General features: G+C 64.5%; 18 protein-coding genes and 3 pseudogenes. 18 read left to right on the plus strand and 3 right to left on the minus strand.

What is annotated here, in order from left to right; translation table 11 throughout:
* Positions 1 to 10: 10 nt before the first annotated feature.
* Positions 11 to 683 (minus strand): annotated as a pseudogene (locus tag ACFJIX_RS08600) (response regulator).
* Between the two features lie 318 nt (positions 684 to 1,001).
* Here ACFJIX_RS08600 and recA point away from each other — a divergent pair.
* From recA to ACFJIX_RS08665, 13 genes and pseudogenes are all read left to right on the plus strand, one after another.
* Positions 1,002 to 2,048 (plus strand): recombinase RecA, encoded by a 1,047-nt coding sequence (recA, locus tag ACFJIX_RS08605; RefSeq protein ID WP_377159151.1) that lies wholly within the window; start codon positions 1,002 to 1,004, stop codon positions 2,046 to 2,048.
* Positions 2,049 to 2,063: 15 nt separating this feature from the next.
* Positions 2,064 to 2,627: a regulatory protein RecX gene (locus tag ACFJIX_RS08610; RefSeq protein WP_377159152.1), complete on the plus strand. Its 564-nt coding sequence runs from the start codon at positions 2,064 to 2,066 to the stop codon at positions 2,625 to 2,627.
* A gap of 439 nt (positions 2,628 to 3,066) precedes the next feature.
* Positions 3,067 to 4,228, plus strand: a pseudogene (sucC, locus tag ACFJIX_RS08615) (ADP-forming succinate--CoA ligase subunit beta).
* 27 nt (positions 4,229 to 4,255) lie between these two features.
* Positions 4,256 to 5,149, plus strand: coding sequence for a succinate--CoA ligase subunit alpha (sucD, locus tag ACFJIX_RS08620; RefSeq protein WP_297524421.1), 894 nt, complete (start codon positions 4,256 to 4,258; stop codon positions 5,147 to 5,149).
* Between the two features lie 191 nt (positions 5,150 to 5,340).
* Positions 5,341 to 6,073: pseudogene (locus ACFJIX_RS08625) on the plus strand (TerC family protein).
* An 84-nt stretch (positions 6,074 to 6,157) separates the two neighbouring features.
* A complete protein-coding gene (locus ACFJIX_RS08630) occupies positions 6,158 to 7,159 on the plus strand; it encodes a serine/threonine-protein kinase (RefSeq protein WP_377159153.1) in 1,002 nt (333 codons plus the stop codon).
* The gene (locus tag ACFJIX_RS08635; RefSeq protein WP_377159154.1) at positions 7,156 to 7,950 is read left to right on the plus strand and encodes a Stp1/IreP family PP2C-type Ser/Thr phosphatase; all 795 of its coding nucleotides are present in this window, start codon (positions 7,156 to 7,158) and stop codon (positions 7,948 to 7,950) included. The genes ACFJIX_RS08630 and ACFJIX_RS08635 overlap by 4 nt, the downstream gene beginning before the upstream one ends.
* A gap of 40 nt (positions 7,951 to 7,990) precedes the next feature.
* Complete coding sequence (locus tag ACFJIX_RS08640) at positions 7,991 to 8,647, plus strand: FHA domain-containing protein (RefSeq protein WP_377159155.1); 657 nt, start codon at positions 7,991 to 7,993, stop codon at positions 8,645 to 8,647.
* A gap of 239 nt (positions 8,648 to 8,886) precedes the next feature.
* Positions 8,887 to 9,669 carry an MBL fold metallo-hydrolase gene (locus ACFJIX_RS08645; protein ID WP_377159156.1) on the plus strand — a complete coding sequence of 261 codons (783 nt, stop codon included), beginning with the start codon at positions 8,887 to 8,889 and terminating at the stop codon, positions 9,667 to 9,669.
* Between the two features lie 285 nt (positions 9,670 to 9,954).
* Positions 9,955 to 10,368: a pilin gene (locus ACFJIX_RS08650; RefSeq protein WP_377159157.1), complete on the plus strand. Its 414-nt coding sequence runs from the start codon at positions 9,955 to 9,957 to the stop codon at positions 10,366 to 10,368.
* A gap of 529 nt (positions 10,369 to 10,897) precedes the next feature.
* The gene (locus tag ACFJIX_RS08655) at positions 10,898 to 11,860 is read left to right on the plus strand and encodes an O-antigen ligase family protein (protein WP_377159158.1); all 963 of its coding nucleotides are present in this window, start codon (positions 10,898 to 10,900) and stop codon (positions 11,858 to 11,860) included.
* An 11-nt stretch (positions 11,861 to 11,871) separates the two neighbouring features.
* Positions 11,872 to 12,639: a pilus assembly protein gene (locus ACFJIX_RS08660; RefSeq protein ID WP_377159159.1), complete on the plus strand. Its 768-nt coding sequence runs from the start codon at positions 11,872 to 11,874 to the stop codon at positions 12,637 to 12,639.
* 78 nt (positions 12,640 to 12,717) lie between these two features.
* Positions 12,718 to 14,508, plus strand: coding sequence for a Wzy polymerase domain-containing protein (locus ACFJIX_RS08665; protein ID WP_377159160.1), 1,791 nt, complete (start codon positions 12,718 to 12,720; stop codon positions 14,506 to 14,508).
* Between the two features lie 41 nt (positions 14,509 to 14,549).
* Here ACFJIX_RS08665 and moaC read toward each other — a convergent pair whose 3' ends face one another.
* Positions 14,550 to 15,032 (minus strand): cyclic pyranopterin monophosphate synthase MoaC, encoded by a 483-nt coding sequence (gene moaC, locus ACFJIX_RS08670; RefSeq protein ID WP_377159161.1) that lies wholly within the window; start codon positions 15,030 to 15,032, stop codon positions 14,550 to 14,552.
* Here moaC and ACFJIX_RS08675 point away from each other — a divergent pair.
* On the plus strand, positions 15,031 to 16,665 hold the full coding sequence (locus tag ACFJIX_RS08675) for a M48 family metalloprotease (RefSeq protein WP_377159162.1): 1,635 nt from the start codon (positions 15,031 to 15,033) through the stop codon (positions 16,663 to 16,665). The two genes, moaC and ACFJIX_RS08675, sit on opposite strands and share 2 nt — an antisense overlap.
* A gap of 7 nt (positions 16,666 to 16,672) precedes the next feature.
* On the opposite strand, the gene ACFJIX_RS08680 is transcribed toward ACFJIX_RS08675, so the two are convergent.
* Positions 16,673 to 17,029, minus strand: coding sequence for a phage holin family protein (locus tag ACFJIX_RS08680; RefSeq protein ID WP_377159163.1), 357 nt, complete (start codon positions 17,027 to 17,029; stop codon positions 16,673 to 16,675).
* Between the two features lie 302 nt (positions 17,030 to 17,331).
* On the opposite strand from ACFJIX_RS08680, the gene ACFJIX_RS08685 reads away from it, so the two are divergent.
* From ACFJIX_RS08685 to ACFJIX_RS08700, 4 genes are all read left to right on the plus strand, one after another.
* Entirely contained in the window at positions 17,332 to 18,321 is a 990-nt protein-coding gene (locus ACFJIX_RS08685) for a TerC family protein (RefSeq protein ID WP_377159164.1), read from the plus strand.
* 353 nt (positions 18,322 to 18,674) lie between these two features.
* Positions 18,675 to 20,933 carry a catecholate siderophore receptor Fiu gene (locus tag ACFJIX_RS08690; protein ID WP_377159165.1) on the plus strand — a complete coding sequence of 753 codons (2,259 nt, stop codon included), beginning with the start codon at positions 18,675 to 18,677 and terminating at the stop codon, positions 20,931 to 20,933.
* 101 nt (positions 20,934 to 21,034) lie between these two features.
* Entirely contained in the window at positions 21,035 to 21,715 is a 681-nt protein-coding gene (locus ACFJIX_RS08695; protein ID WP_377159166.1) for a Fe2+-dependent dioxygenase, read from the plus strand.
* Entirely contained in the window at positions 21,712 to 22,362 is a 651-nt protein-coding gene (locus ACFJIX_RS08700) for a PepSY-associated TM helix domain-containing protein (protein WP_377159167.1), read from the plus strand. The genes ACFJIX_RS08695 and ACFJIX_RS08700 overlap by 4 nt, the downstream gene beginning before the upstream one ends.
* Positions 22,363 to 22,483: the final 121 nt, after the last annotated feature.

Consider the following 22,483-nt stretch of genomic DNA (forward strand, 5'->3'; position numbering starts at 1 on the left):
ACGCGACCGCTCAGCCGGGAATCTTCTCAAGGCAGTAGCCCAGTCCGCGCACCGTCGCGATGCGGGATCGGGCCCTGCTCGATCTTCTTGCGCAACCGATGGATGTAGACCTCGATCGCGTTGTTGCTGACCTCTTCGCCCCACTCGCACAGGCGCTCGACCAACTGGTCCTTGCTGACGAGGCGGCCGGCGCGCTGCAGCAGCACTTCCAGCAGCGACAGCTCGCGCGCCGAGAGTTCCACCATCTGGTCGTTGATGTAGGCGACGCGTCCCGTCGCGTCGAAGGTCAGCGGACCGTGGCGGATGACGCTCGAGGCGGTGCCCAGGCCGCGGCGCGTGAGTGCGCGCACGCGGGCTTCGAGCTCCTGCAGCGAGAACGGCTTGGCCATGTAGTCGTCGGCGCCCAGGTCCAGGCCCTTGACGCGTTCCTCGATGCTGTCGGCCGCGGTCAGGATCAGCACCGGCACGGAGGATCCTCGTGCGCGCAGCCGCCTCAGCACCTCCAGGCCGTGCAGCTTGGGCAGGCCCAGATCGAGGATCAGGAGATCGAATTCATGCGAGGCCAGCGCGGCATCCGCCTCGCTGCCGCTGCCGACCTGATCGACGGCGCAGCCCGACGCCCGCAACGAGCGCAGAAGGCCGTCGGCCAGGACCTGGTCGTCTTCGGCGATCAAGATGCGCATGTGTCGTCCCCTCTGGTTATGGAGACATTCTAGGGAGCGGCCTGCTGGTGTTCCCTAGGCGTTTCCGAGGCGTTCGCTCGGCATGCGTCGGGCGTGGCGACTCACACCGACGACAGCGCGGCGTGGGGATGACTCCCACCGAAGGCGGAAAAAGGTGGGAACTGCGACGGCTGGCTCATCCAGTGAGCCATCTGGTGCTTAGGATGCCTACATCGACCCGTTGCCGGCACCGCAAAGCGCATCCGGCCGCTTCGACAAAGTACTGTACAGATATACAGATTGCGCCATAATCCGCCGCAGCCAACAGGAGAAGATTGCATGGACGCCCCCGTGAAGAACGCCAACACCGAAAAAGCCAAGGCCCTGCAGGCCGCCCTCGCCCAGATCGAAAAGCAGTTCGGCAAGGGCTCCATCATGCGGCTGGCCGAAGGCGAGAAGATCGAGGACATCCAGGTCGTCTCCACCGGCTCCCTGGGTCTGGACATCGCGCTGGGCGTCGGCGGTCTGCCGCGCGGCCGCGTGGTCGAGATCTACGGTCCTGAATCCTCGGGCAAGACCACGCTGACGCTGCAGGTCATCGCCCAGATGCAGAAGCTGGACGGCGTGTGCGCCTTCATCGACGCCGAGCACGCGCTGGACGTCCAGTACGCGCAGAAGCTGGGCGTCAACCTGCAGGAACTGCTGATCAGCCAGCCCGACACCGGCGAACAGGCCCTGGAGATCGTGGATTCGCTGGTGCGCTCGGGGTCGGTGGACCTGATCGTCATCGACTCGGTCGCCGCGCTGACGCCGAAGGCGGAACTCGAAGGCGAGATGGGCGACTCGCTGCCCGGCCTGCAGGCCCGACTGATCAGCCAGGCGCTGCGCAAGCTGACCGCCACCATCAAGAAGACCAACTGCACCGTCGTCTTCATCAACCAGATCCGGATGAAGATCGGTGTGATGTTCGGCAGCCCGGAAACGACCACCGGCGGCAACGCGCTGAAGTTCTACGCTTCGGTGCGCCTGGACATCCGCCGCATCGGCTCGATCAAGAAGGGCGAGGAAGTCATCGGTTCCGAGACCAAGGTCAAGGTCGTCAAGAACAAGGTGGCACCGCCGTTCAAGACGGCGGAGTTCGACATCCTCTACGGCGAAGGCATCAGTCGCGAGGGCGAGATCATCGACATGGGCGTGGCCGCCAAGATCGTCGAGAAGGCCGGCTCCTGGTACGCCTACAGCGGCGAGAAGATCGGCCAGGGCAAGGACAACGCGCGTGAGTTCCTGCGCGAGAACGCGGACCTGGCGGTCGAGATCGAGAACAAGATCCGCGAATCCCTGGGCATCCCCTTGTTGGGGGCAACGCCCGGCGGCGACGCCGAGTAAACGCGGGGCTTTCACATGACCCCGCCCGACGGTCGGCGGGGCCGGGCCTCGCAGCCGCTGTCGCTGAAGGCTCGCGCGATTGCGTTGCTCGCGCAGCGCGAGCACAGCGCGATGGAGCTGCGACGCAAGCTGCTGCGCATCGCGCGTGATCGGCAAGCCGAAGCCAGCGAGGCTTCGGAACCGAGGGGCGACGAATTCGCGGATGAAGCCGGGTCGAAGGGCCTGGACGACGAAGTCGATGCGGTCCTCGATTGGCTCAAGGCCAACGCTTATTTGGACGAGTCGCGGTTTGTCGAATCCCGCATCCACGTACGCTCTCAGCGCTTCGGTCAGCGACGTATCGAGCAGGAGCTCGCCCAGCATGGGCTCGCTTTGGACGCGGAACAGCGCTCGACACTTGTGGCCGGCGAATTGGATCGCGCCTGCGAATTGCTTCGGCACAAGTTCGGTGATGGCCCCGCCCTCGATGCAGCGGCGCTAGCCAAACGCCTGCGTTTCCTCATCGGACGGGGATTCGGTTCGGATCTCGCGCGCCGGGCGGTTCGACGCGTCGCCGAGGAAAACGATGCCGATGCGTGAAGCGCGCGTCGGACTGGTCACCGGTCTTGCCGCCTGAATGAGCGACAGGGGCTGAAACTCCCCGAAACTTCGTGCGTCATGAGCACCTTGCGGCGCGCTGACAAGCCCACGCCAGTGCGCGTCTCAACCGCGCCAAGGGCTTGATGCAACGCAGCATGCTACATTTTCGGCTTCGCAAAACAGCCCGCCGGCGTTCGTCCGCGGGCGTGTTTTCGCGTGTTTGCATCGGTTTTATGTCTTCCTCCGCCTCCCCCGAGCGCCATCCACCGCATCATCGTCGCGCCGTCGACGTGCGGTCCTTATGGTCGCGACGACGGGTTCCTTGTCGCGGAGACCCGGTTGAATCCGGCGTTGCAAACCTCCTCTCCACGCCGGCACCGCGGAGCGCCCGCGGCACTGGCAGCCTCTTCCTGATTCATCCATCAAGCGAGACCTCCCTATGAAGATTCACGAGTACCAGGGCAAGGAAATCCTGCGCCAGTTCGGCGTGCCGGTGCCGCGCGGCATTCCCGCGTTCACGGTGCAAGAGGCGGTCGAAGCCGCGCAGAAGCTGGGCGGCCCGGTCTGGGTGGTCAAGGCGCAGATCCACGCCGGCGGCCGCGGCAAGGGCGGCGGCGTCAAGCTGGGCAAGAGCCTGGACGACGTGAAGGCGCTCTCCGAGCAGATCCTGGGCATGCAGCTGGTCACGCACCAGACCGGCCCGGTCGGCCAGAAGGTCCGCCGCCTGTACATCGAAGAAGGCGCGGACATCAAGAACGAGCTGTACATCTCGCTGGTGACCGACCGCGGCACGCAGAAGGTCGCCTTCATCGCGTCGAGCGAAGGGGGCATGGACATCGAGGAAGTCGCCCATTCGACTCCCGAGAAGATCATCACCGAGTACATCGATCCGCTGACCGGCATCACGGCCGAGCAATCGAAGAAGATCGCCGCGGCCATCGGCCTGAGCGGCGCTTCGGTGGATCAGGCCATCGACCTGTTCGCGAAGCTGTACAAGTGCTACATGGACACGGATGCGTCGCTGGTTGAAATCAACCCGCTGAACTGCGATTCGAAGGGCAACCTGATCGCGCTGGACGCGAAGTTCAACTTCGACGCCAACGCCCTGTTCCGTCACCCGGAAATCGTCGCCTACCGCGACCTGGACGAAGAAGACGCGGCTGAAATCGAAGCCTCGAAGTTCGACCTGGCCTACATCTCGCTGGACGGCAACATCGGCTGCCTGGTGAACGGCGCCGGTCTGGCGATGGCCACCATGGACACCATCAAGCTGTTCGGCGGCGAGCCGGCCAACTTCCTGGACGTGGGTGGCGGCGCCACCGCCGAGAAGGTCACCGAAGCCTTCAAGATCATGCTGAAGAACCCCGAGGTGAAGGGCATCCTCGTGAACATCTTCGGCGGCATCATGAAGTGCGACACCATCGCCGAAGGCGTGATCACGGCCTGCAAGGCCGTCAACCTGAACGTCCCGCTGGTCGTCCGCATGAAGGGCACCGAACGAGGAGCTGGGCAAGAAGATGCTGGCCGAGTCCGGCCTGCCCATCATCGCCGCCGACACCATGGCCGAAGCCGCGACCAAGATCGTCGCCGCCGTCAAGTAAGCCGAAGACCCAGCCAAGGAATACGACATGAGCATCTACATCAACAAGGACACCAAGGTCATCACCCAGGGCATCACGGGCAAGACCGGTCAGTTCCACACCCTGGGCTGCCAAGCCTACGCCAACGGCAAGAACGCGTTCGTCGCGGGCGTGAACCCGAAGAAGGCGGGCGAGAAGTTCTCGGACATCCCCATCTACGGCACCGTGAAGGAAGCCGCTGCCCAGACCGGCGCCACCGTGTCGGTGATCTATGTGCCGCCGGCCGGCGCCGCCGCCGCGATCTGGGAAGCCGTCGAGGCCGATCTGGACCTGGCGATCTGCATCACGGAAGGCATCCCCGTCCGTGACATGCTGGAAGTGCGCAACAAGATGAAGGCCAAGGAACTGGCTGGCGGCAAGAAGACGCTGCTGCTGGGCCCGAACTGCCCCGGCCTGATCACGCCCGACGAGATCAAGATCGGCATCATGCCCGGCCACATCCATCGCAAGGGTCGCATCGGCGTGGTCTCGCGCTCGGGCACGCTGACCTATGAAGCGGTGGCGCAGCTGACTGAAATCGGCTTGGGCCAATCCTCGGCAGTCGGTATCGGCGGCGACCCGATCAACGGTCTGAAGCACATCGACGTGATGCAGGCCTTCAACGACGATCCGGACACCGACGCCGTCATCATGATCGGTGAGATCGGTGGCCCGGACGAGGCGGAAGCCGCCCGTTGGTGCAAGGCCAACATGAAGAAGCCGGTGGTCGGTTTCATCGCGGGTGTGACCGCGCCTCCCGGAAAGCGCATGGGCCACGCTGGCGCGCTGATCTCCGGCGGTGCCGACACGGCCGATGCCAAGCTCGCCATCATGGAAGAGTGCGGTTTCACCGTGACGCGCAACCCGTCGGAAATGGGCAAGCTGCTGAAAGGCCTGCTGTAAATAGCAGGAAAAACCTGATGCCAGGAGCTGTTGCTGCGTAATTTCACGCACTGCGGTTCCTGGGGGCGGGCGCGGACAATCCAGCCGTACCCCCCAAACGAATGAAGGGGCCCATCGGCCCCTTCATTCGTTTGCCCTCCAACGCTTTAGACTGGGCTCTCGTTGCGCGAGGCCCGGCGCGGGTTCCCTACATGGACATGCTCACCAGCCCCGAGTTCTGGCTCGCCGTCGGCCAGATCATCCTGATCGACATCCTGCTGGGTGGCGACAATGCCGTCGTCATCGCGCTTGCCTGCCGCAAGCTGCCACCGAATCTGCGCACCAAAGGCATCCTTCTGGGGCACCGCAGGTGCCATCGTGCTGCGCGTTGTGCTGATCTTCTTCGCGCTGACCCTTCTCAAGCTCCCGTTCCTCAAGCTGGTAGGCGGCGTGTTGCTGCTGTGGATCGGCATCAAGCTCCTGATCCCGGAAGGCGAGGACGACCACTCGAAGATGGAGGCGAGCGACAAGCTCTGGGGCGCGGTGAAGACCGTCATCATTGCGGACTTCGTGATGAGCCTGGACAACGTCATCGCGATCGCCGGCGCTGCTGAAGGCGCGGGCGGTCAACATCAGATGCCGCTGGTGATCTTCGGCCTGTTGGTGTCGATCCCCATCATCGTCTGGGGTAGCCAGCTGGTGATCAAGCTGATGGACAAGTTCCCGATCGTGATCACGCTGGGCGCGATGCTGCTGGGTTGGATTGCCGGCACGATGGTGGTGACCGATCCCGCGCTCAATGCCTGGGTGCCGATGCAAGCGGGCAGCAAGCCCGGTACGACGGAAGTGCTGCCGCAGGTGTATTACGCCCTGGGTGTCGGCGGCGCGCTGTTCGTCCTGCTCGTCGGCAAGCTGCTGGCCGCGCGCCGTCCGGCGCAAGCCTGACGAAAGGCCTGTCATGTCATGAGCGCCTCCGGCTTCCTGAAGAGACTTCTGGGCCGAGGCGCATCTGACGATGGGAGTCTGGGTGTGTCCGACACCTTGCCGACGACGCAGCCGATGCCGCGATCGGCGGCTGTGGCGCTGGACGACTACGACATCGGCGAGGAAGTTGGCCGGGGTGCGATGGCCGTCGTTCATCGGGCTGTCGACCGCCGTAGCGGCCGGACCGTCGCCATCAAGCGCCTGGCGCTGCAACGTGAGTTTGCGGCGGAGGACCTGATCGACGTTCGCGACCGCTTCATGCGTGAAGCGAGCGCGGCCCGGCATCTGGATCATCCCGACATCCTGCGCGTGCTTGACGCTGGCGAATGCGCTGGCGAGACCTGGATCGCGATGGAATACGTCGTGGGGCAGGATCTCAGCCACCACACGCGGCCTGGCCAGCTGCTGCCCTTGCGCGAGGTACTGCTGCTCGCCGCGCGCCTGGCGCGGGCGCTCCAGTACGCCCATGGTCACGGGGTCGTACATCGCGATATCAAGCCCGCCAACGTCATGCTGGAACGGGAATCCGGCAGCGTGAAGATCATGGACTTCGGCATTGCTCGTGTCGCCGATGGCAGTCGGACGCGGACGGGATTGGTCCTGGGTACGCCGTCCTACATGTCGCCGGAACAACTGGCCGGCCTGCAAGTGGATGGTCGCAGCGACCTCTACTCGTTGGGCGCGATGCTGTTCCAGCTGTTGACCGGCCACCTTCCGCATCAGACGGAGTCGATGGCGACGCTGATGCACCAGATCATGAATCAGCCGGCAGCGGATGTCCGTCGTCTAGGCCTGAGTTGCCCGAGTCGCTGGCCATGGTCGTGGCGTTGGCGCTGGAAAAGCGTCCCGAATTGCGCTACCAGCGCGGCGACACGCTGGCCCAGGATCTGGAGGCGGTGCTGGCTCAGATTCCAGTGGAACTGGCCAATAGCACGGGTGCCACCCCCCCCACCGGCGGGACAGGCATTCGAGCAAACTTTGCGGCTACAGTCCCAGGGCGCAGTGCACAATCCCCTTCCCCCAGCCGATCCCGCCAGCAAGACATGACCCTGGAGTTCTTCAGCGCCACCGATACCGGTCGTGTGCGCGACAACAATGAAGACTCGGTCGCCCTGGAACCGGGCGTCGGGCTCGCGGTGCTTGCCGACGGTATGGGGGGGTATAACGCGGGGGAGGTCGCCAGCCAGATGCTGACGACGTTCATCAAATCGGAGTTGGGTCGATGGCTGGCCGAGTCTGGCCAGCATGCGACAGACATCGATGTGCGACGGGCGATGGACATTTGCGTGGACAACGCCAACCGCGCGATCTTCAACGCCGCCAACACCAATCCGCGCTATGCGGGGATGGGGACGACGCTGGTGCTGGCGGTCTTCCGGGAACAGAGCCTGTTGCTCGGGCATGTGGGCGATTCGCGGGCCTATCGCTATCGGGAAGGCCAACTTGTCCAGCTGACGCGTGACCATTCGTTGCTGCAGGAACAGATCGATGCAGGTCTACTGACGCCAGAGGAAGCCGTCTTCAGCAGCAACAAGAATCTGGTCACGCGAGCCGTTGGCGTCGAGGATACGGTGATGCTGGAGGTGCATCAGCACGAGCTGTTGCCCGGGGACCAGATCCTGCTGTGCAGCGATGGCCTGTCCGACATGGTCGATGACGCCAGCGTGGCACAGGTGCTGCAAAGCCACAACGATCTGCCTGAAGCAGCGCAGGCGCTGGTGGACACGGCCAATGATCTGGGTGGCAAGGATAATATTGCGATCGTTCTGGTTCGCGCGGAAAGTCGCACCAAGCCATGGGCGTGGTGGCCATTCAGTCGCAACAATGGGCGCCGTTGAGGCGGCCCTCTACAAATAAAGACAGGACTCGAGGTCAAGCATGGGCAAGCTGGTGGTGTCGCTCGATGGCGTGGTGATCAAGGAAGTGCAGATCACCAAGGACAAGACCACGCTCGGCCGGCGGCCGTACAACGACATCGTCATCGACAACCTAGCGGTCAGCGGCGAACACGCCGTGCTGCAGATGGTCGGGGCGGATGTGTTCATCGAGGACTTGAACTCGACGAACGGCACGTACATCAACGGCAAGGCGATCAAGAAGCAATTGCTGTCGCACAGCGACGTGATTGAGGTCGGCAAATACAAGATCAAGTTCCTGCTCGAGGACAATGGCGACTACGAGAAGACGATGATCCTGCGGCCCGGCACTGCGCCGAGCAGCGGTTTCGGTCTGCCTTCCTCGTTCGGTGGGCTGGGTCCGGCGCCGGTGTCGACCGCGCCAGCGGCGATCAAGGTGCTGAACGGACCCGCGGCGGGCCGCGAGGTGTCGCTCACCAAGGTCGTGACGACGGTAGGCAAGCCGGGCGTGCAGGTAGCGTCGATCACCAAGAGACCGAGCGGCTATGTGTTCGCGCACGTCGAGGGTGGCGCCCGGCCAGTGGTGAATGGCGCGCCGTTGACGGCCGAATCGGTCCCCCTGAAGAACGGTGATGTGATCGAACTGGCTGGTACCCAGATGCAGTTCGTGCAGGCTTGATCGGTCCATCTCGATGCGAAGGGGCCCACGGGGCCCCTTTTGCTGCCCGGTCGGTGATCCAGCGGCGTGGTTTAGGCGCACCATCCTGTATCGAGATGATTCGGTGCTGTCGGGCGAACACCTACACGCGTGCAGGTTTTCACGGCATGGCGGCGGGGTCGCGTAAGCGACGGCAATAAACCTTCGAATCGAGGATTCGGCGCTTAGCGCCACACGAGGGTGCCTCTACAGTCTTCCGCATGAAGATTCGCGTGCTTGGTTGCGCTGGCGCCCTGGCGGCCGGCTACAGGACCACTTCCTTTCTGCTCGACGACGATGTGCTCATCGACGCCGGCAGCGGCGTGGCTGAGCTCACCGTGGACGCGATGGCCAAGGTGGACCACATCCTGGTGACGCATTCGCATCTCGATCATGTTCTGGCGATCGGCCTGCTGGCAGATACGGTCCAGCGTCGACGCGCCCAGGCTGGTCGTCCCCCGGTCAAGGTACACGCGCTGCCCGAGACTCTGCAGGCACTGCGTGCACATGTCTTCAACGGCGTGATCTGGCCCGACTTCACGCGCCTCCCCTCGCTGGAGCGGCCGGCTCTGACCTTCCATGAGTTTGCGGTGGGTGACCATCTCGATCTGGGCGGTGGCCGTCGAATCGAGGTCATCAGCGCCGCGCACACCGTGCCAGCTGTGGGATTTGCAGTCGATGGCGGCGCACCGGGTCACTGGGTCTTCACTGGCGACACCGGCCCGAACCCGGCGCTCTGGCAGCGACTGTCGGAAATCAAAGTGGCGCATCTGATCATCGAGTGCGCCTTCGGCGACGACGAGTGCGGTCTGGCTGGCATCAGCAAGCACCTGTGCCCGACGACGCTTCGCGACGAACTTGCAAAACTTGGCGGTGCAATCGACGTGCACATCACCCACATCAAGCCAGGAGAACGCGCGGCAGTGATGGACGCGGTCATGGGGCTTCACACAACCCATCGCATCTCGGCATTGGAGAATTTCCAGGAATTCACGCTGGCTTGATGTCTTCTTGCCGCATGCCTTGGCACTTGCAGCCCGCGCCGGACGTCCGCCGCGGGCTGCGTCGCTTCTGGACGCCGGATCTCCGCGTCGGCGTGATCTGACAAACCTTGTCAGCATCGGGAAAGGTGACAAATCTGGGCGTGTCGCCTGACAAAAAGCGTCACTTGAAGCCATGCCTGACTCCGCCAGGCCGTGATGTCATGCACAAATCAAGGACGGAATGAGCTGGCACGAGCCCTGCGTACATACCGCTCGTCTCTACCCCACTTCCTCTCTGGAGTTTTTATGAAGCGCGTTCAACAAGGTTTCACCCTGATCGAACTGATGATCGTCGTGGCGATCATCGGTATTCTGGCTGCCGTTGCTCTGCCGGCGTACTCGGATTACATCAAGAAGACCAAGGTTTCGGAAGTGATGGCCGCCGCTACGCAGCCCAAGGCTGCCATTCAGGAGTTCTACACGGTGAAGAACGAACTGCCGTCGAGCGCCAATATTCCGATGGAGAACATCAAGAGCCAGTACGTCGCCTCCGCCACTTGGGACGGCACGAAGGTCACGGCGACGTCGAAGAACATTACCGGTGCCGACGGCGACATCGTGCTGACCCCGACCCCCACTGCCGGTGGCGAATCGCTGAATTGGGCCTGCACGACGACCATCGACAAGAAGTTCGTCGCTGCTAGCTGCAAGCCGACCTGATCAGACGATCACTCTTGAAAACGGGGCCTCGGCCCCGTTTTTTGCGTTTGCGTCCATCCGCACCTTATCGCCATGAAGCTCATGCTCCGCCGATTGACCATTCTTCCGGCCTGCCTGGTGCTGATCCTGGGCCCATTTCTTTCCACGCTCATCTCGACGACACTGTCCGAGCATGATCTTGCGCGCGCGATCCAACTCCCGCTGCTATTAACGGCGGCGCTGGTGCTCGCCATCGATAGGGTTCCTTCGCCCCGCCCGGATCGATGGACTGTCGGTCTACTGGTCTCGCTTTTCATTCTTGTGAGCTTGTCCGCTGCCGGCTCGACCATGCCGATGGCGGCTTGGCGCGAGATCGCGCTGTTTGCGGGCCTATGCGCCTGGGCCGTAATGGTTGCGAGGACCTCGAAAGGCAATACCGGTGCGCTTTGGTTGGGGGCGATTGGGCTCTCACAACTTCTGTATGGGCTGACATTTTTCGGGGCTTATCGCTGCGGCGCTAGCGAATCAACTGCCCGTCCTGCTGTGGGAAATGAGCTTCGGATACGACAATCCTCGTTTCCTCAACCATGTTCAGGCTGCGGCGCTGCCGTTGCTGCTCGGTATTGCCGCGAGACCAGGTGCGACGTGGCGCATGCGTGCGATGGTCATCGTCGCATTGACCCTTCAACTGTTCCTGCTCGCGGCGACGCTAGGCCGCTCAACGATGGTGGGACTGCTGGCGGCGACGGCGATTGTCTTGCTTGTCCTTGGCCGGGATGCCCGTCGTTGGCTTGTGATCGGATTGGGTGCTGCGGTCTTCGCGGGCACCATCTACGCGGGGCTTCAATCGGGAGCGGCGCGGCTGCAGCAGACCGTCGGATACGCGCCGACGGTGAAGGAACTGACCAGCGATCACTCACGCGAGTATCTATGGGACATGGCGCTATCGGACGCCCGGAGTTCCCCGTGGCTTGGTGTTGGACCGATGCACTTTGCGCATGAGGTCAACGCCAAAGGCGCGCATCCGCACAACCAATACCTCCAGGCTGCCGCCGAACTGGGCTGGCCGGCAACGATGATTCTAGTTGCATTGATGTTGCGGGGAATTTGGGCGATGGCGCGCGCGCTGCGCATGGAACGGGATGTGGACCGTCGAGCAATCGGAAGCGGGCTAATTGGTGCTTGTGTTGCTGTGGCGGTCGATGCGTGCTTCTCCGGAAATCTGGTGATGCCCGTTTCGCAGATTTGGATCTTCTTGGTGATCGGGCTTTCGTTCGACTGGTACCGTGGTCGCTCTCGGTCTGCTGATGGCGTGACCGCCCCTCCCATCGCAGGTAGCGCTCCGGTCTGGTTGGTGGTGCGTATGGCGCTGGTAGCGGTTGCGCTTTGGTCATGTGCCGCAGCTCTCGAGGAAATCCAGACACCCACGCCACATCTGCATCTGGAAGGTGGTCGTGTGCCGTCTCCTCACGATGTCTCCCGGCCGCGCTTTTGGTCTTACGGCTGGTTCTAAACTTCGGCATCATGAATGCCTTGCTTCGCGCTCGCATCCGAGCCTCTTTGATTCACTTGGGCTTCAGTGCCCTTGTCGCGATTTCAGCCGCCGCGGCGGTTTTTCTTCTCTGGTACCCCTGGCCGTACACGGAAATATCAGGTGGTGCACAACTCTTCCTGCTGGTGACCGGTGTCGACCTTGTGATGGGTCCCCTGATCACTTTGGTGATCTTCGACGTACGAAAGCCGCGCAGGGAGCTTTGGCGCGACCTGTGCATCGTGGTTATCCTGCAGTTGAGCGGATTAGGTTACGGTGCCTACACCATGCACGAGGCTCGGCCTGTCGTGTTGGCGCTCGAGGAGGATCGCTTCCGCGTTGTCATCGCGGCCAGCGTGCAGACTCAAGAGCTGCCGCAGGCACCGACGGAGTTGGGGACTTTGTCGCTGACGGGGCCGCGGCTGGTCGGCACCCGACAGCCTGATAGCACGGACCGCGCGGACGCGGTGTTCCAGGCCTTGGCAGGCTCCGATCTCGGCATGCGGCCCCGTTATTGGACGGCTTGGGACGCTTTATCTCGCGCCAAAGCGCTCAATGCGGGGTTCCGGCTCGAGACGATGATCAAGGAGCGGGCCGGCGGAAGGCCTGGACCTGAACTGGCCGAAGCAATCGCCCGGACCGGGCTACCGGTGCAGCAACTGCGCGCCGTGCCCCTGATCGCTCGTCGAGATGGATGGTCGGTCCTTGTTGACGAAAGGACCGGAGATCCTGTCGGTTTCGCACCCATCGATAGCTTCTAACCCCTTGCCGGATGAGGTCGTGTCCCGCGCTCTCGTCGCAGTTAGAGTTCCGCCCTGTCCCCACGACCCGGACCGTTCATGACGCTCGCCGCGACAGCGCCCGCCGCCGATCTCCCTGCCTCCTCTACCGCGCCGCACTTCCAGGTCCTGACGCTGATCGGCTTGCTGCTGGGCGTAACGCTGGCGCCCCTCGTCGCCTATAACCAAACCCCCTCGGCCACGCTTTACAACCAGTTGGCGGCATTCGCAGGGCTGGGCCTGCTGGTCGCTGGTTTGGCTTGGGGACGATCGTTGCTGGCTGGCTGGCGCGTCGATGGCGTTTCCCTTGGGCTGTTGCTGATGACGGTGGTGGCTGTCGCCGCACCTTTCACCCACGAACTGCCCTGGTCGATGGCGCTGACCAGCATCGCCATGCTGCTCGGCGTTCTGCTGGCGGTACAGACCGGTCGAGCCGTGACACCCGGCCAGCGTGACGATGTGCTCACGCTCTTCTGCGTCGCGCTCGTGCTTGCAGGGCTGCTGAGCGCGATGGTCAGCTTCGTCCAGATGTTCTTCCCGTCGCTGGCCGACGGCACCTTCATCGCTCGTTCGGGCTTGGTGGGTCGCGCTGTCGGCAACATGCGCCAACCGAATCACCTCGCCAGCCTGCTGATGTGGGCCTGCGTGGCGTCGGTATGGCTGGCACAGAGCGGCTGGCTCGCGCGGAGGCTGGGCGGCGCGCTGCGAGGCACGATCTCGCTGTACCTGCTGCTGTTCCTGTTTGTGTTCTGCGTCCTGCTGAGCGCGTCCCGCACCGGGATGATCGGCATCGGCATGCTGGCGATCTGGGGCGCGATCGATGGCCGTCTCTCGCGCCGCGTGCGCATTGCCTTGGGGTCGACGCTGATCATGTTCGCGATCGGCTGGGGCCTGCTCGAGTGGTACACCGCCGTCAGCCATCACGCCTTCGGCGCGCAGTCGCGCGTATCGGAAGAAGGCGCCGGCTCCCCGTCCCGCATTGCGATCGTGAAGAACGCCATCGGCCTGCTGCAGCGTTACCCGCTCACCGGCTCCGGGTGGGGTGATTTCAATTTCGCCTGGACGATGACGCCGTTCCCGGATCGCCCGGTGGCCTTCTTCGATCACACCCACAACCTCGAACTGCAACTCCTCGTCGAGATGGGTCTGCCGCTGGGTCTGCTCACGTTGGGTTTGCTGGCCTGGGGGTTCTGGACCGGTCTGAAGCGGTCGATCGCTGGCAGTGCCGCTACTCGCTGTGCAGGGATGCTGGTCGCGATGATCGGTCTGCACAGCCAGTTCGAATACCCGCTCTGGTATGCCTATTTCCTGCTGCCTGCGGGGCTGGCATACGGCCTGTGCATGGTCGAGGACACGAAGGCCGCGGGCTCGAAGACCGAACCGGGACAGCGCCGTCCTGCGCTGGCTGCGCTCGGTCTCTTGACGGCGGCACTGGTGCCGCTCGTCGTGGTGGACTACCTGCGCATCGTTCACATTTACGCGCCGCCGGCGGGCGCCGTGTCGCTCGACGATCGCATCGCTGCGGGCCAGCGCTCCCCACTGTTCGCGCTGCAGGCCGACTACGCCGAAGCGACGGTTCAGCCGCCCGGCGCGGTGGCGCTCGAGGCCTCGCGGCTGACCGGTCATCACCTCATCGACACGCGGCTGCTGATGTCCTGGGCGAAGTCGCTCAACGCGGTGGGAGAGACCGACAAGGCCCGCTACCTGGTGCAGCGGCTACGCGAGTTCCGCAACGCAGCGAGCGAGGAATGGCTGGCCGAATGCGATGAAGTGGCGGCGCTCGGCGCGGCGGCGAAGCCGTTCCAATGCGAGGCTCCGCAGCGCGAGTACAGCTTCCGCGAGCTGCGCTGAGGGCGTCGATGAAGGCGAGATCGGTCGGGTGACCGACGCGCTCAGACCTCAGCGTGCCAGTCGCCCGACTTTCCGCCCTGCTTCTCCAGCACGCGGATCTGCTCCATCACCATGCCTCTGTCGGCGGCCTTGCACATGTCGTAAACGGTGAGCAGACCGACCTGAACGGCTGTCAGCGCCTCCATCTCCACGCCGGTGCGTCCGAGCGTCTCCACCTGCGCCGTGCAGATCACCGCGCTCGATCGCTCATCCAGCTCGAACTCGACCGTGACACGTGTAATCGGGAGCGGATGGCACAGCGGGATCAGATCCGAAGTTCGCTTGGCGGCCTGGATGGCCGCGATGCGTGCGACACCGATCACATCGCCTTTCCTGGCATTTCCATCGCGGATCAGCGCCAGTGTCTCGGCCTTCATCCGGATGCGACCGGCGGCCCGGGCCACACGGTGCGTGACATCCTTGCCGGAGACGTCCACCATGTGGGCTTGTCCGTTGGCGTCAAAATGGGTCAGAGGCGAGCTCATGAGCGCGGCAACAATCGCGAAACCGAAGAGGCGTCATCATAGTTCCCGCCCTGGAGATCCCTTGAAGCGAACGAACCCCATTCCCTTCACCCGGCGTTGCCTGGCGGCGCTGCTCAGCGCGGCGTTGCTTGGCCAGGGCGCCGTTGCGCAGGTGAACCTGCCGGCCTTGGGCGACTCGGTGTCGGCCGACGTCAGCATCAGCGCAGAGAAGAAGCTCGGCGATCAGGTCATGCGGCAGATCCGTCCTGACCCGGACTACCTCGACGATCCGCTGCTGCTCGAGTACGCGCAGAACACCTGGCAGCCGCTGGTGGATGCCGCGCGTCGACTCGGCAACATCAGCGATGACACCAGCGATCGCTTCGCCTGGGAGCTCTTCCTGGTCCGCGACCGGTCGGTGAACGCGTTCGCGCTGCCGGGCGGCTACGTGGGGATCCACCTGGGCCTGATCGCGATGACCGGGGCGCGCGACGAGATGGCGTCGGTGATGGGCCATGAGTTGTCGCACATCACTCAACGCCACATCGCGCGCAGCATCGTCGGAGACTCCCGCACCAGCGCGCTCGCCACGGTGGGTCTGCTTCTCGGCATCCTGGCTGCGGCGAAGGCTCGCAGCATGGACGGCGCTCAGGCGGTGATCGTCGGCAGCCAGGCGGCCGCTGCACAGGCGCAATTGAACTTCTCGCGCGACATGGAGCGCGAGGCTGACCGCGTCGGCTTCCAGGTCATGACGCAGGCCGGCTACCAGCCGGCCGGCATGGCTAGCATGTTCGAGCGCATGGAGCAGGCTTATCACCTGATGGATTCGGGGCAGTACCCCTACCTGCGCAGCCACCCGTTGACCAGCGAACGCATTGGCGAAGCGAAGGCCCGACTGGGCACGAGCACTCAAGCCAAGCTGGTCGGAACTCCGGAGCACGCCTTGATGGCGGCACGTGCGAAGGTGTTGATGGACCAGCGGACCGACCCTTGGCGGGTGCTCCAGGGCCTGGACGCCGGATCGAGAGCCGGAGAGAAGAACATCGACCAGTTGGCCGCCCGATACACGAGCGCGCTCGCGTCGATCAAGCTGCGTGACTTCTCGCGCGCCGAAGCCACCTTGAAGACGGCCGATGCCTTGGCCGGTCTGCTCGGCGCAGACCCGGGCGCGAAGCGCCTGCTCGTGTACGCGCATGCCGAGCTGGAAGTGGCACGAGGCAAGCCCGAAGCCGGCTTCGCGGCACTGGAGCCATTGAAGAACGAACGCTCGCGTCCGATGCTGATGATCCGTGCAGACCTCGCGCAGGCGGATCCGCGGCCGGAGGTGAAGCGCGAAGCCGCCGAGGCCCTCCAGACCCACCTCGCCCTGCATGCCCAGGACGCTCTGGCCTGGCAGGAAAGCGGGACCTTGTGGCAGCAACTCGGCCAACCGCTGCGCTCGTTGCGGGCGCAGGGGGAGACGCGGGCGGCGCTTGGGGACATCACTGGCGCGATCGACCGGCTCGCCTCCGCGGAACGGCAAGGTCGGGCGAGATCGGCCGACCAGTTCGAAGCCTCGGTGATCGACTCGCGCCTGCGGGACCTGCGCTACGAACGTCGCCAGATGCTCATGGAGATGTATCCGCGCGGCGTTCCGCCAGGCGCTGAGCCCTGATCGGGCGTTACTCGCTGTCCGGGAACAGGCGTTCGATCAGCACGTCGATGGCCATCCCGCACAGCGAGTAGATCAGCGAGCCGATCAACGCCGCGCCGAAGCCCGCGACGGTGAAGCCGTCCAGCACGCTGGCCGTTGCCCAGAACAGCAGCGCGTTGATGACGAACAGGAACAACCCCAGCGTCAACAGCGTGACCGGGAGCGTGAGCAGCACCAGCACCGGCCGCAGGACGGTGTTGAACAGGCCCAGCACGAAGGCCGCGATCAGCGCGGTGACGAAGCCCTTCACCTGGACGCCAGGATAAAGGTGCGCCACCAGCAGCAGTGCGGCGGCCAGCAGCAACCAGCGGGTCAGCGTTTTCATGTGCTCAGCATACCGGTATCGATCATCAGGAAAATACGAAGTTGAAGTTTTAAAAGTGAAGGATAATCCGAACCTTCCGAAGGGGGAGTAGCCGCGCGGCGCAGGCCGCGGCAGACGCCCGTCAAGACGTTGCCGTGAAGGCAGCCGGGCCCTGCACCTGATGCTGGATTCGAGAGGTCGTCAGACCCCGAGCCGCATCAGCCTTGCAAGACCCTTCGGCCTCAGCGTGCCACCCTGGCGGCACGCTGTCGTTGAAACCGGGACGGCGCTTGTCCGCCGTCCGCTTCTTGCAAGGAGCTCTCATGAGCACGATCGTCCCCATGTGGCTGTGGGTGGTATTCGTCGGCATCGTCGTGGTGTCCCTGATCCTGGACTTCGTCGTCCTGCGCAAGCAGGGCGCGCACGACGTGGGCGTCAAGGAGGCGATCAACTGGTCGCTGGTGTGGGTGGCGCTGAGCGTCGCCTTCATGGGCCTGCTCTGGTGGGCCGTACGCGACGGCACCGGCAGCACGGAACTCGCCAACACGAAGGCACTGGAGTTCATCACCGGCTACCTCATCGAGAAGTCGCTGGCGGTCGACAACATCTTCGTCTTCCTGATGATCTTCACCTACTTCGCGGTGCCCTCGGCCTACCAGAAGCGGGTGCTGATGATGGGCATCATCGGCGCCATCGTGCTGCGCACGGTGATGATCCTCGTGGGTGGCTGGCTGATCGCGCAGTTCCACTGGATCCTCTACCTCTTCGGCGCCTTCCTGCTGATCACCGGCATCAAGATGTGGTGGGCGGCCGGCCAGGAGCCCGACCTCGAGGACAACCCCGCGCTGAAGCTGCTGCGACGTGTGCTGCCGGTCAGCAAGAACTTCGACGGGGAGCGCTTCTTCACGCTCGAGAACGGCAAACGGATCGCCACGCCGATGCTGCTGGTGATCGCGCTGGTGGGCATGACTGACGTGATCTTCGCGGTGGACTCGATCCCGGCGATCTTCGCGATCACCAACGATCCGTTCATTGTGCTGAGCTCCAACATCTTCGCGATCCTGGGCCTGCGCGCGATGTACTTCCTGCTGGCGGCGATGGCGTCCAAGTTCCATCTGCTCAGCTATGGCCTGGCGGTGGTGCTGGTGTTCATCGGCGCGAAGATGATGCTGATCGACGTGATCAAGATCCCCGTGCTGCTGTCGCTGGGCGTGGTGGTGGCGATCCTGGCCATCACCATGGTCTGGAGCCTGCGCACCGCGCCCAAGCTGCCGGCACGCCACTCGGACGAGCCCCAGAAGGCGGCCGACTGACGCCGGGCTGACCGGATCCGGGCGAATGCCGGGTCCGGCGTTCATTGGCCCTTGAAACCCGCGCGACGCGCCAGCGTCCCGCGGGTTTTTGCTTTACAGAACAGAAACAGGGGCGTCGCGCGTTCGCCACGCGGAATGACCGCGGAACAGCAATCCTTTGACACAGTCAAATGAGAATGCTTAGCATTTGCGGCTTTTGAGCCCAACCGCTCTCAATCACTCGCCACCGCCAGCCAGACGCGATCAGGGAGGAGGCCCGCCACGTGCGCCGTGAAGCGCCGGGACGACGCCGCCAGCACGCGCAGCCAGCCGAGCCGATTCCTACAAGAACTTTTCCCTCGGAGCTCGATTCCATGTCCCGCTACATCAAGAGCCGCAAGCACGCGGTGGCCCCGCTGGCCGCGCTGGCAGCCTCCCTGACCCTCCCGCTGGCCCACGCTGCTGACACCCCGGCTCCCGCCGACGCCTCGACCGCCTCCGCCGCTGCCGCGCCCTACCTGCCGCAGGTGAAGGTCGAGGGCACCGCGCAGTCCGACTACAAGGCCGACAAGAGCGCGTCCTCGAAGCTGACCCAGCCGCTGCTGGAAACGCCCAAGACCATCTCGGTGATCAAGAAGGAAGTGCTGCGCGAACAAGGCGCCGTCTCCCTGATCGAGGCGCTGCAGAACACCCCGGGCATCACGATGCAGCTGGGTGAGAACGGCAACACCTCCGCCGGCGACACCTTCCAGATGCGCGGCTTCTCGGCCAGCACCTCGACCTTCGTCGACGGCATCCGCGACCTCGGCGCGGTGACCCGCGACGTGTTCAACATCGAACAGATCGAAGTCGTGAAGGGCCCGGCGGGCGCCGACACCGGCCGTGCCGCGAGCGCCGGCTACATCAACCTGATCAGCAAGCTGCCGCAAGTCGAGAACTCGATCGACGGCTCGGTGACCATCGGCGACGCGAGCCGCAAGCGCGCCTCGGTCGACGTCAACCAGAAGATCTTCGACAACAGCGCCGTGCGATTGAACGCGGTGTGGCAGGACTACGGCGTCCCGGGTCGCGACGAGGTCAAGCGCAAGAACTACGGCATCGCCCCGTCGATCGCCTTCGGCCTGAACACGCCGACCCGCTTCTTCCTGTACTCGCAGCATCTGCGTCAGAACAATCGCCCGGACGGCGGCATCCCCACGATCGGCTGGCCCGGTTATACGGCGGTGTCCTCCGCGACGGTGACCCCCGCCCAGGCGGCCGCGCTGATGGCGGCCCCGAAGATCGACAGCAAGAATTTCTACGGCAGCGTCCACGACTATGAGGACGTCAAGGCGGACATGGTCACCGCCAAGCTGGAGATGGACATCGGCAACCAGATGACGGTGCGCAACATCTCGCGCTACGGCCGCACGTACATGGACCGCATGGTCACCGGCATCAACACGATCGTCGCGGTGAACCCGGCCGACCGCAGCACGTGGACGCTGAGCCGTTCACGTCAGCGCGTCAACCAGACGAACGAGATCCTCGCCAACCAGACCAGCATCAACACGACGCTGTCGACCGGGGGCATCAAGCATGACCTGTCGACCGGCATCGAGCTGATGTACGAGAGCCAGGACAACCGCGCCTTCACCGCCGCCGCCGCGACGCCCGCCAACCTGTACAACCCGAACCCGAACGTCGACCTCGGCGGCTCCACCCGCAACGTGGCCGGCGACACCTCGGGCAGCACGACCACCACCGCGATCTACGCGCTGGACACCATCTCGGTCACCGACGCGCTGAAGCTGACCGCGGGCCTGCGCACCGAGCACTACAAGGTGAAGTACGCCAGCGTCGCCACCGGCGCCCTGGACACCGGCAAGTGGGTCACCAGCTGGAACGTTGCCGCGCTGTACAAGCTGGCCGAGAACGGCACGGTCTATGCCGCCGCCGCCAATTCGCTGACCCCTCCGGGCGGTGCCAACTCGACGCTCGCCGCCTCGGGTCAGAACTCGACGGCCGCCGATGCGCAGGAAGCGAAGAACTACGAGATCGGCACGAAGTGGGACCTGCTGAACAAGCGTCTGAACCTGACTGCCGCGCTGTACCGCAGCGAGAACGACGGCCAGGTCAGCGTGGACTCGGTGACCAACGTCGCGACGCAGGGGGGCAAGACCCGCGTGCAGGGGATCGAGCTGGCCGCGGTCGGCCAGATCACCAACTTCTGGCAGATCACCGCCGGCGTCCAGACCATGGATGCCAAGGCGCTGAATCAGCGCAGCGTCAACGCGACCACCGGCGTGCAGACCGTCACCGACGGCGTGCGTTGGACGCCGAAGTGGTCCGCCACGCTGTGGAACTCGTACCAGTGGAACGACTTCACCATCGGCGGCGGTGTGCGCCACACGGCGGACCAGAAGCGTGTCGTGACCGTGGCCGCGACGCCGTCGAACGGCCTGTCGACGCTGCCGGCCTACACCGTGGTGGACGTGATGGGCGCCTACCGCGTCAACAAGAACCTCAGCCTGCAGCTGAACGTCACCAACCTGTTCGACAAGGAATACATGTCCTCGCTGAACAACGGCGGCAGCCGCCTGGTGCTGGGCGCTCCGCGTGCCGTGACGCTGATGGCCAACATCGGCTTCTGAGCCTGGCCTGACCGTTTGAGGTAGGGTACGACCGGCCCGTCCCTGTCCTGGCAGGGGCGGGCCGCCGTCGTCCCGGCCTCCTGAATTGATTCGATCCGGACATGCTTCTTCACATCCCCGAAGTGCTCAGCAAGCAGGACGTGCGCGAGATGCGCAAGCTCCTGGACGCCGCGGACTGGACCGACGGCCGCGCCACCGTCGGTGAGCAGGGCGCGAAGGTCAAGCACAACCGGCAACTGCCGGTCGAGCATCCGGCCGCGCGCGAGATCGGCGCACACATCCGGGAGGTGCTGGCGCGGCATCCGCTGTTCATCTCGGCGGCGCTGCCGCTGCGCACGCTGTCGCCGCTGTTCAACCGCTACGAGGGCGGCGAGCATTACGGCTTCCACGTCGACGGCGCGATCATGCGCCAGCAGGGCACCGACCAGCCGCTGCGCAGCGACGTGTCCTCGACCCTCTTCCTGAGCGAGCCCGACGAGTATGACGGCGGCGAGCTCGAGGTCGTCGACACCTACGGCACGCACGAGGTGAAGCTGCCCGCGGGCGACCTCATCGTCTACGCGAGCACCAGCCTGCATCGCGTGACGCCGGTGACGCGCGGCGCGCGCATCTGCTCGTTCTTCTGGACGCAGAGCCTGATCCGCCAGGACTGGCAGCGCGCGATGCTGTTCGAACTCGACCAGACCATCCAGAAGCTGCGCGGCCGACTCGGCGACGATGCCGAGACCACCGCGCTCACCGGCCACTATCACAACCTGCTGCGCCTCTGGGCCGAGACATGAACGGACCCAAGAGTGCGAATCCCGGCAGCCCCGCGAAGCGGTCCGGCTGGCTGAAGCAGCTGCACCAGTGGCACTGGATCAGCTCCGCGATCTGCCTGATCGGCATGATCCTGTTCGCCGTCACCGGCATCACGCTGAACCACGCCGCCGACATCGAGTCCAAGCCGGCCATCGTCAGCAAGACCGCGCAATTGCCGGTCGAGCTGGCCGCGCCGCTGAAACCGAAGTCCGCCGACGAAGCCGACAGCAAGGCCCCGGTGCCCGCCTCGGTGCGCACGTGGCTGGCCAAGGAACTGGGCCGCGCGATCGACGGCCGCGAGGCCGAGTGGAACCGCGATGAGATCTACCTCGCGATGCCGCGCCCCGGCGGCGATGCCTGGGTCCGCATCGCGCGCGACAGCGGCGAGGTCGAGTTCGAGGACACCGACCGCGGCTGGATCTCCTACCTCAACGACCTGCACAAGGGCCGCCACACCGGTGTGGCCTGGAGCTGGTTCATCGACATCTTTGCCGTCGCCTGCCTGCTGTTCTCGATCACCGGGCTGCTGATCCTGAAGTTCCACGCGGTCAGCCGACCCAGCACCTGGCCCCTCGTCGGCCTGGGGCTCGTGATTCCCGCGCTGCTGGCGCTGTTGCTGATCCATTGACCGTCCGACGACCGACACGCGCCGCTCCGACGGCGCGGTGGTCGTCTTCCAGTTTTCTCGCCGCTTCCTCTTCTTCTCCGCTCCGAGCCGCCGCCAGGACCTCCCCACCTTCAACCGAGAC

Source organism: Roseateles sp. UC29_93 (assembly GCF_042695725.1).
GTDB lineage: Bacteria > Pseudomonadota > Gammaproteobacteria > Burkholderiales > Burkholderiaceae_C > Roseateles > Roseateles noduli_A.

Excerpts from the sequence above, each read along its gene's own strand:
- sucD (WP_297524421.1), top strand. The coding sequence starts at position 4,256 with ATGAGCATCTACATCAACAAGGACACCAAGGTCATCACCCAGGGCATC.
- ACFJIX_RS08665 (WP_377159160.1), top strand. The coding sequence starts at position 12,718 with ATGACGCTCGCCGCGACAGCGCCCGCCGCCGATCTCCCTGCCTCCTCT.
- ACFJIX_RS08640 (WP_377159155.1), top strand. The coding sequence starts at position 7,991 with ATGGGCAAGCTGGTGGTGTCGCTCGATGGCGTGGTGATCAAGGAAGTG.
- ACFJIX_RS08610 (WP_377159152.1), top strand. The coding sequence starts at position 2,064 with ATGACCCCGCCCGACGGTCGGCGGGGCCGGGCCTCGCAGCCGCTGTCG.
- ACFJIX_RS08680 (WP_377159163.1), bottom strand. The coding sequence starts at position 17,029 with ATGAAAACGCTGACCCGCTGGTTGCTGCTGGCCGCCGCACTGCTGCTG.
- ACFJIX_RS08695 (WP_377159166.1), top strand. The coding sequence starts at position 21,035 with ATGCTTCTTCACATCCCCGAAGTGCTCAGCAAGCAGGACGTGCGCGAG.
- ACFJIX_RS08650 (WP_377159157.1), top strand. The coding sequence starts at position 9,955 with ATGAAGCGCGTTCAACAAGGTTTCACCCTGATCGAACTGATGATCGTC.
- moaC (WP_377159161.1), bottom strand. The coding sequence starts at position 15,032 with ATGAGCTCGCCTCTGACCCATTTTGACGCCAACGGACAAGCCCACATG.
- ACFJIX_RS08635 (WP_377159154.1), top strand. The coding sequence starts at position 7,156 with ATGACCCTGGAGTTCTTCAGCGCCACCGATACCGGTCGTGTGCGCGAC.
- ACFJIX_RS08655 (WP_377159158.1), top strand. The coding sequence starts at position 10,898 with ATGAGCTTCGGATACGACAATCCTCGTTTCCTCAACCATGTTCAGGCT.
- ACFJIX_RS08645 (WP_377159156.1), top strand. The coding sequence starts at position 8,887 with ATGAAGATTCGCGTGCTTGGTTGCGCTGGCGCCCTGGCGGCCGGCTAC.
- ACFJIX_RS08675 (WP_377159162.1), top strand. The coding sequence starts at position 15,031 with ATGAGCGCGGCAACAATCGCGAAACCGAAGAGGCGTCATCATAGTTCC.
- ACFJIX_RS08685 (WP_377159164.1), top strand. The coding sequence starts at position 17,332 with ATGAGCACGATCGTCCCCATGTGGCTGTGGGTGGTATTCGTCGGCATC.
- ACFJIX_RS08690 (WP_377159165.1), top strand. The coding sequence starts at position 18,675 with ATGTCCCGCTACATCAAGAGCCGCAAGCACGCGGTGGCCCCGCTGGCC.
- recA (WP_377159151.1), top strand. The coding sequence starts at position 1,002 with ATGGACGCCCCCGTGAAGAACGCCAACACCGAAAAAGCCAAGGCCCTG.
- ACFJIX_RS08700 (WP_377159167.1), top strand. The coding sequence starts at position 21,712 with ATGAACGGACCCAAGAGTGCGAATCCCGGCAGCCCCGCGAAGCGGTCC.
- ACFJIX_RS08660 (WP_377159159.1), top strand. The coding sequence starts at position 11,872 with ATGAATGCCTTGCTTCGCGCTCGCATCCGAGCCTCTTTGATTCACTTG.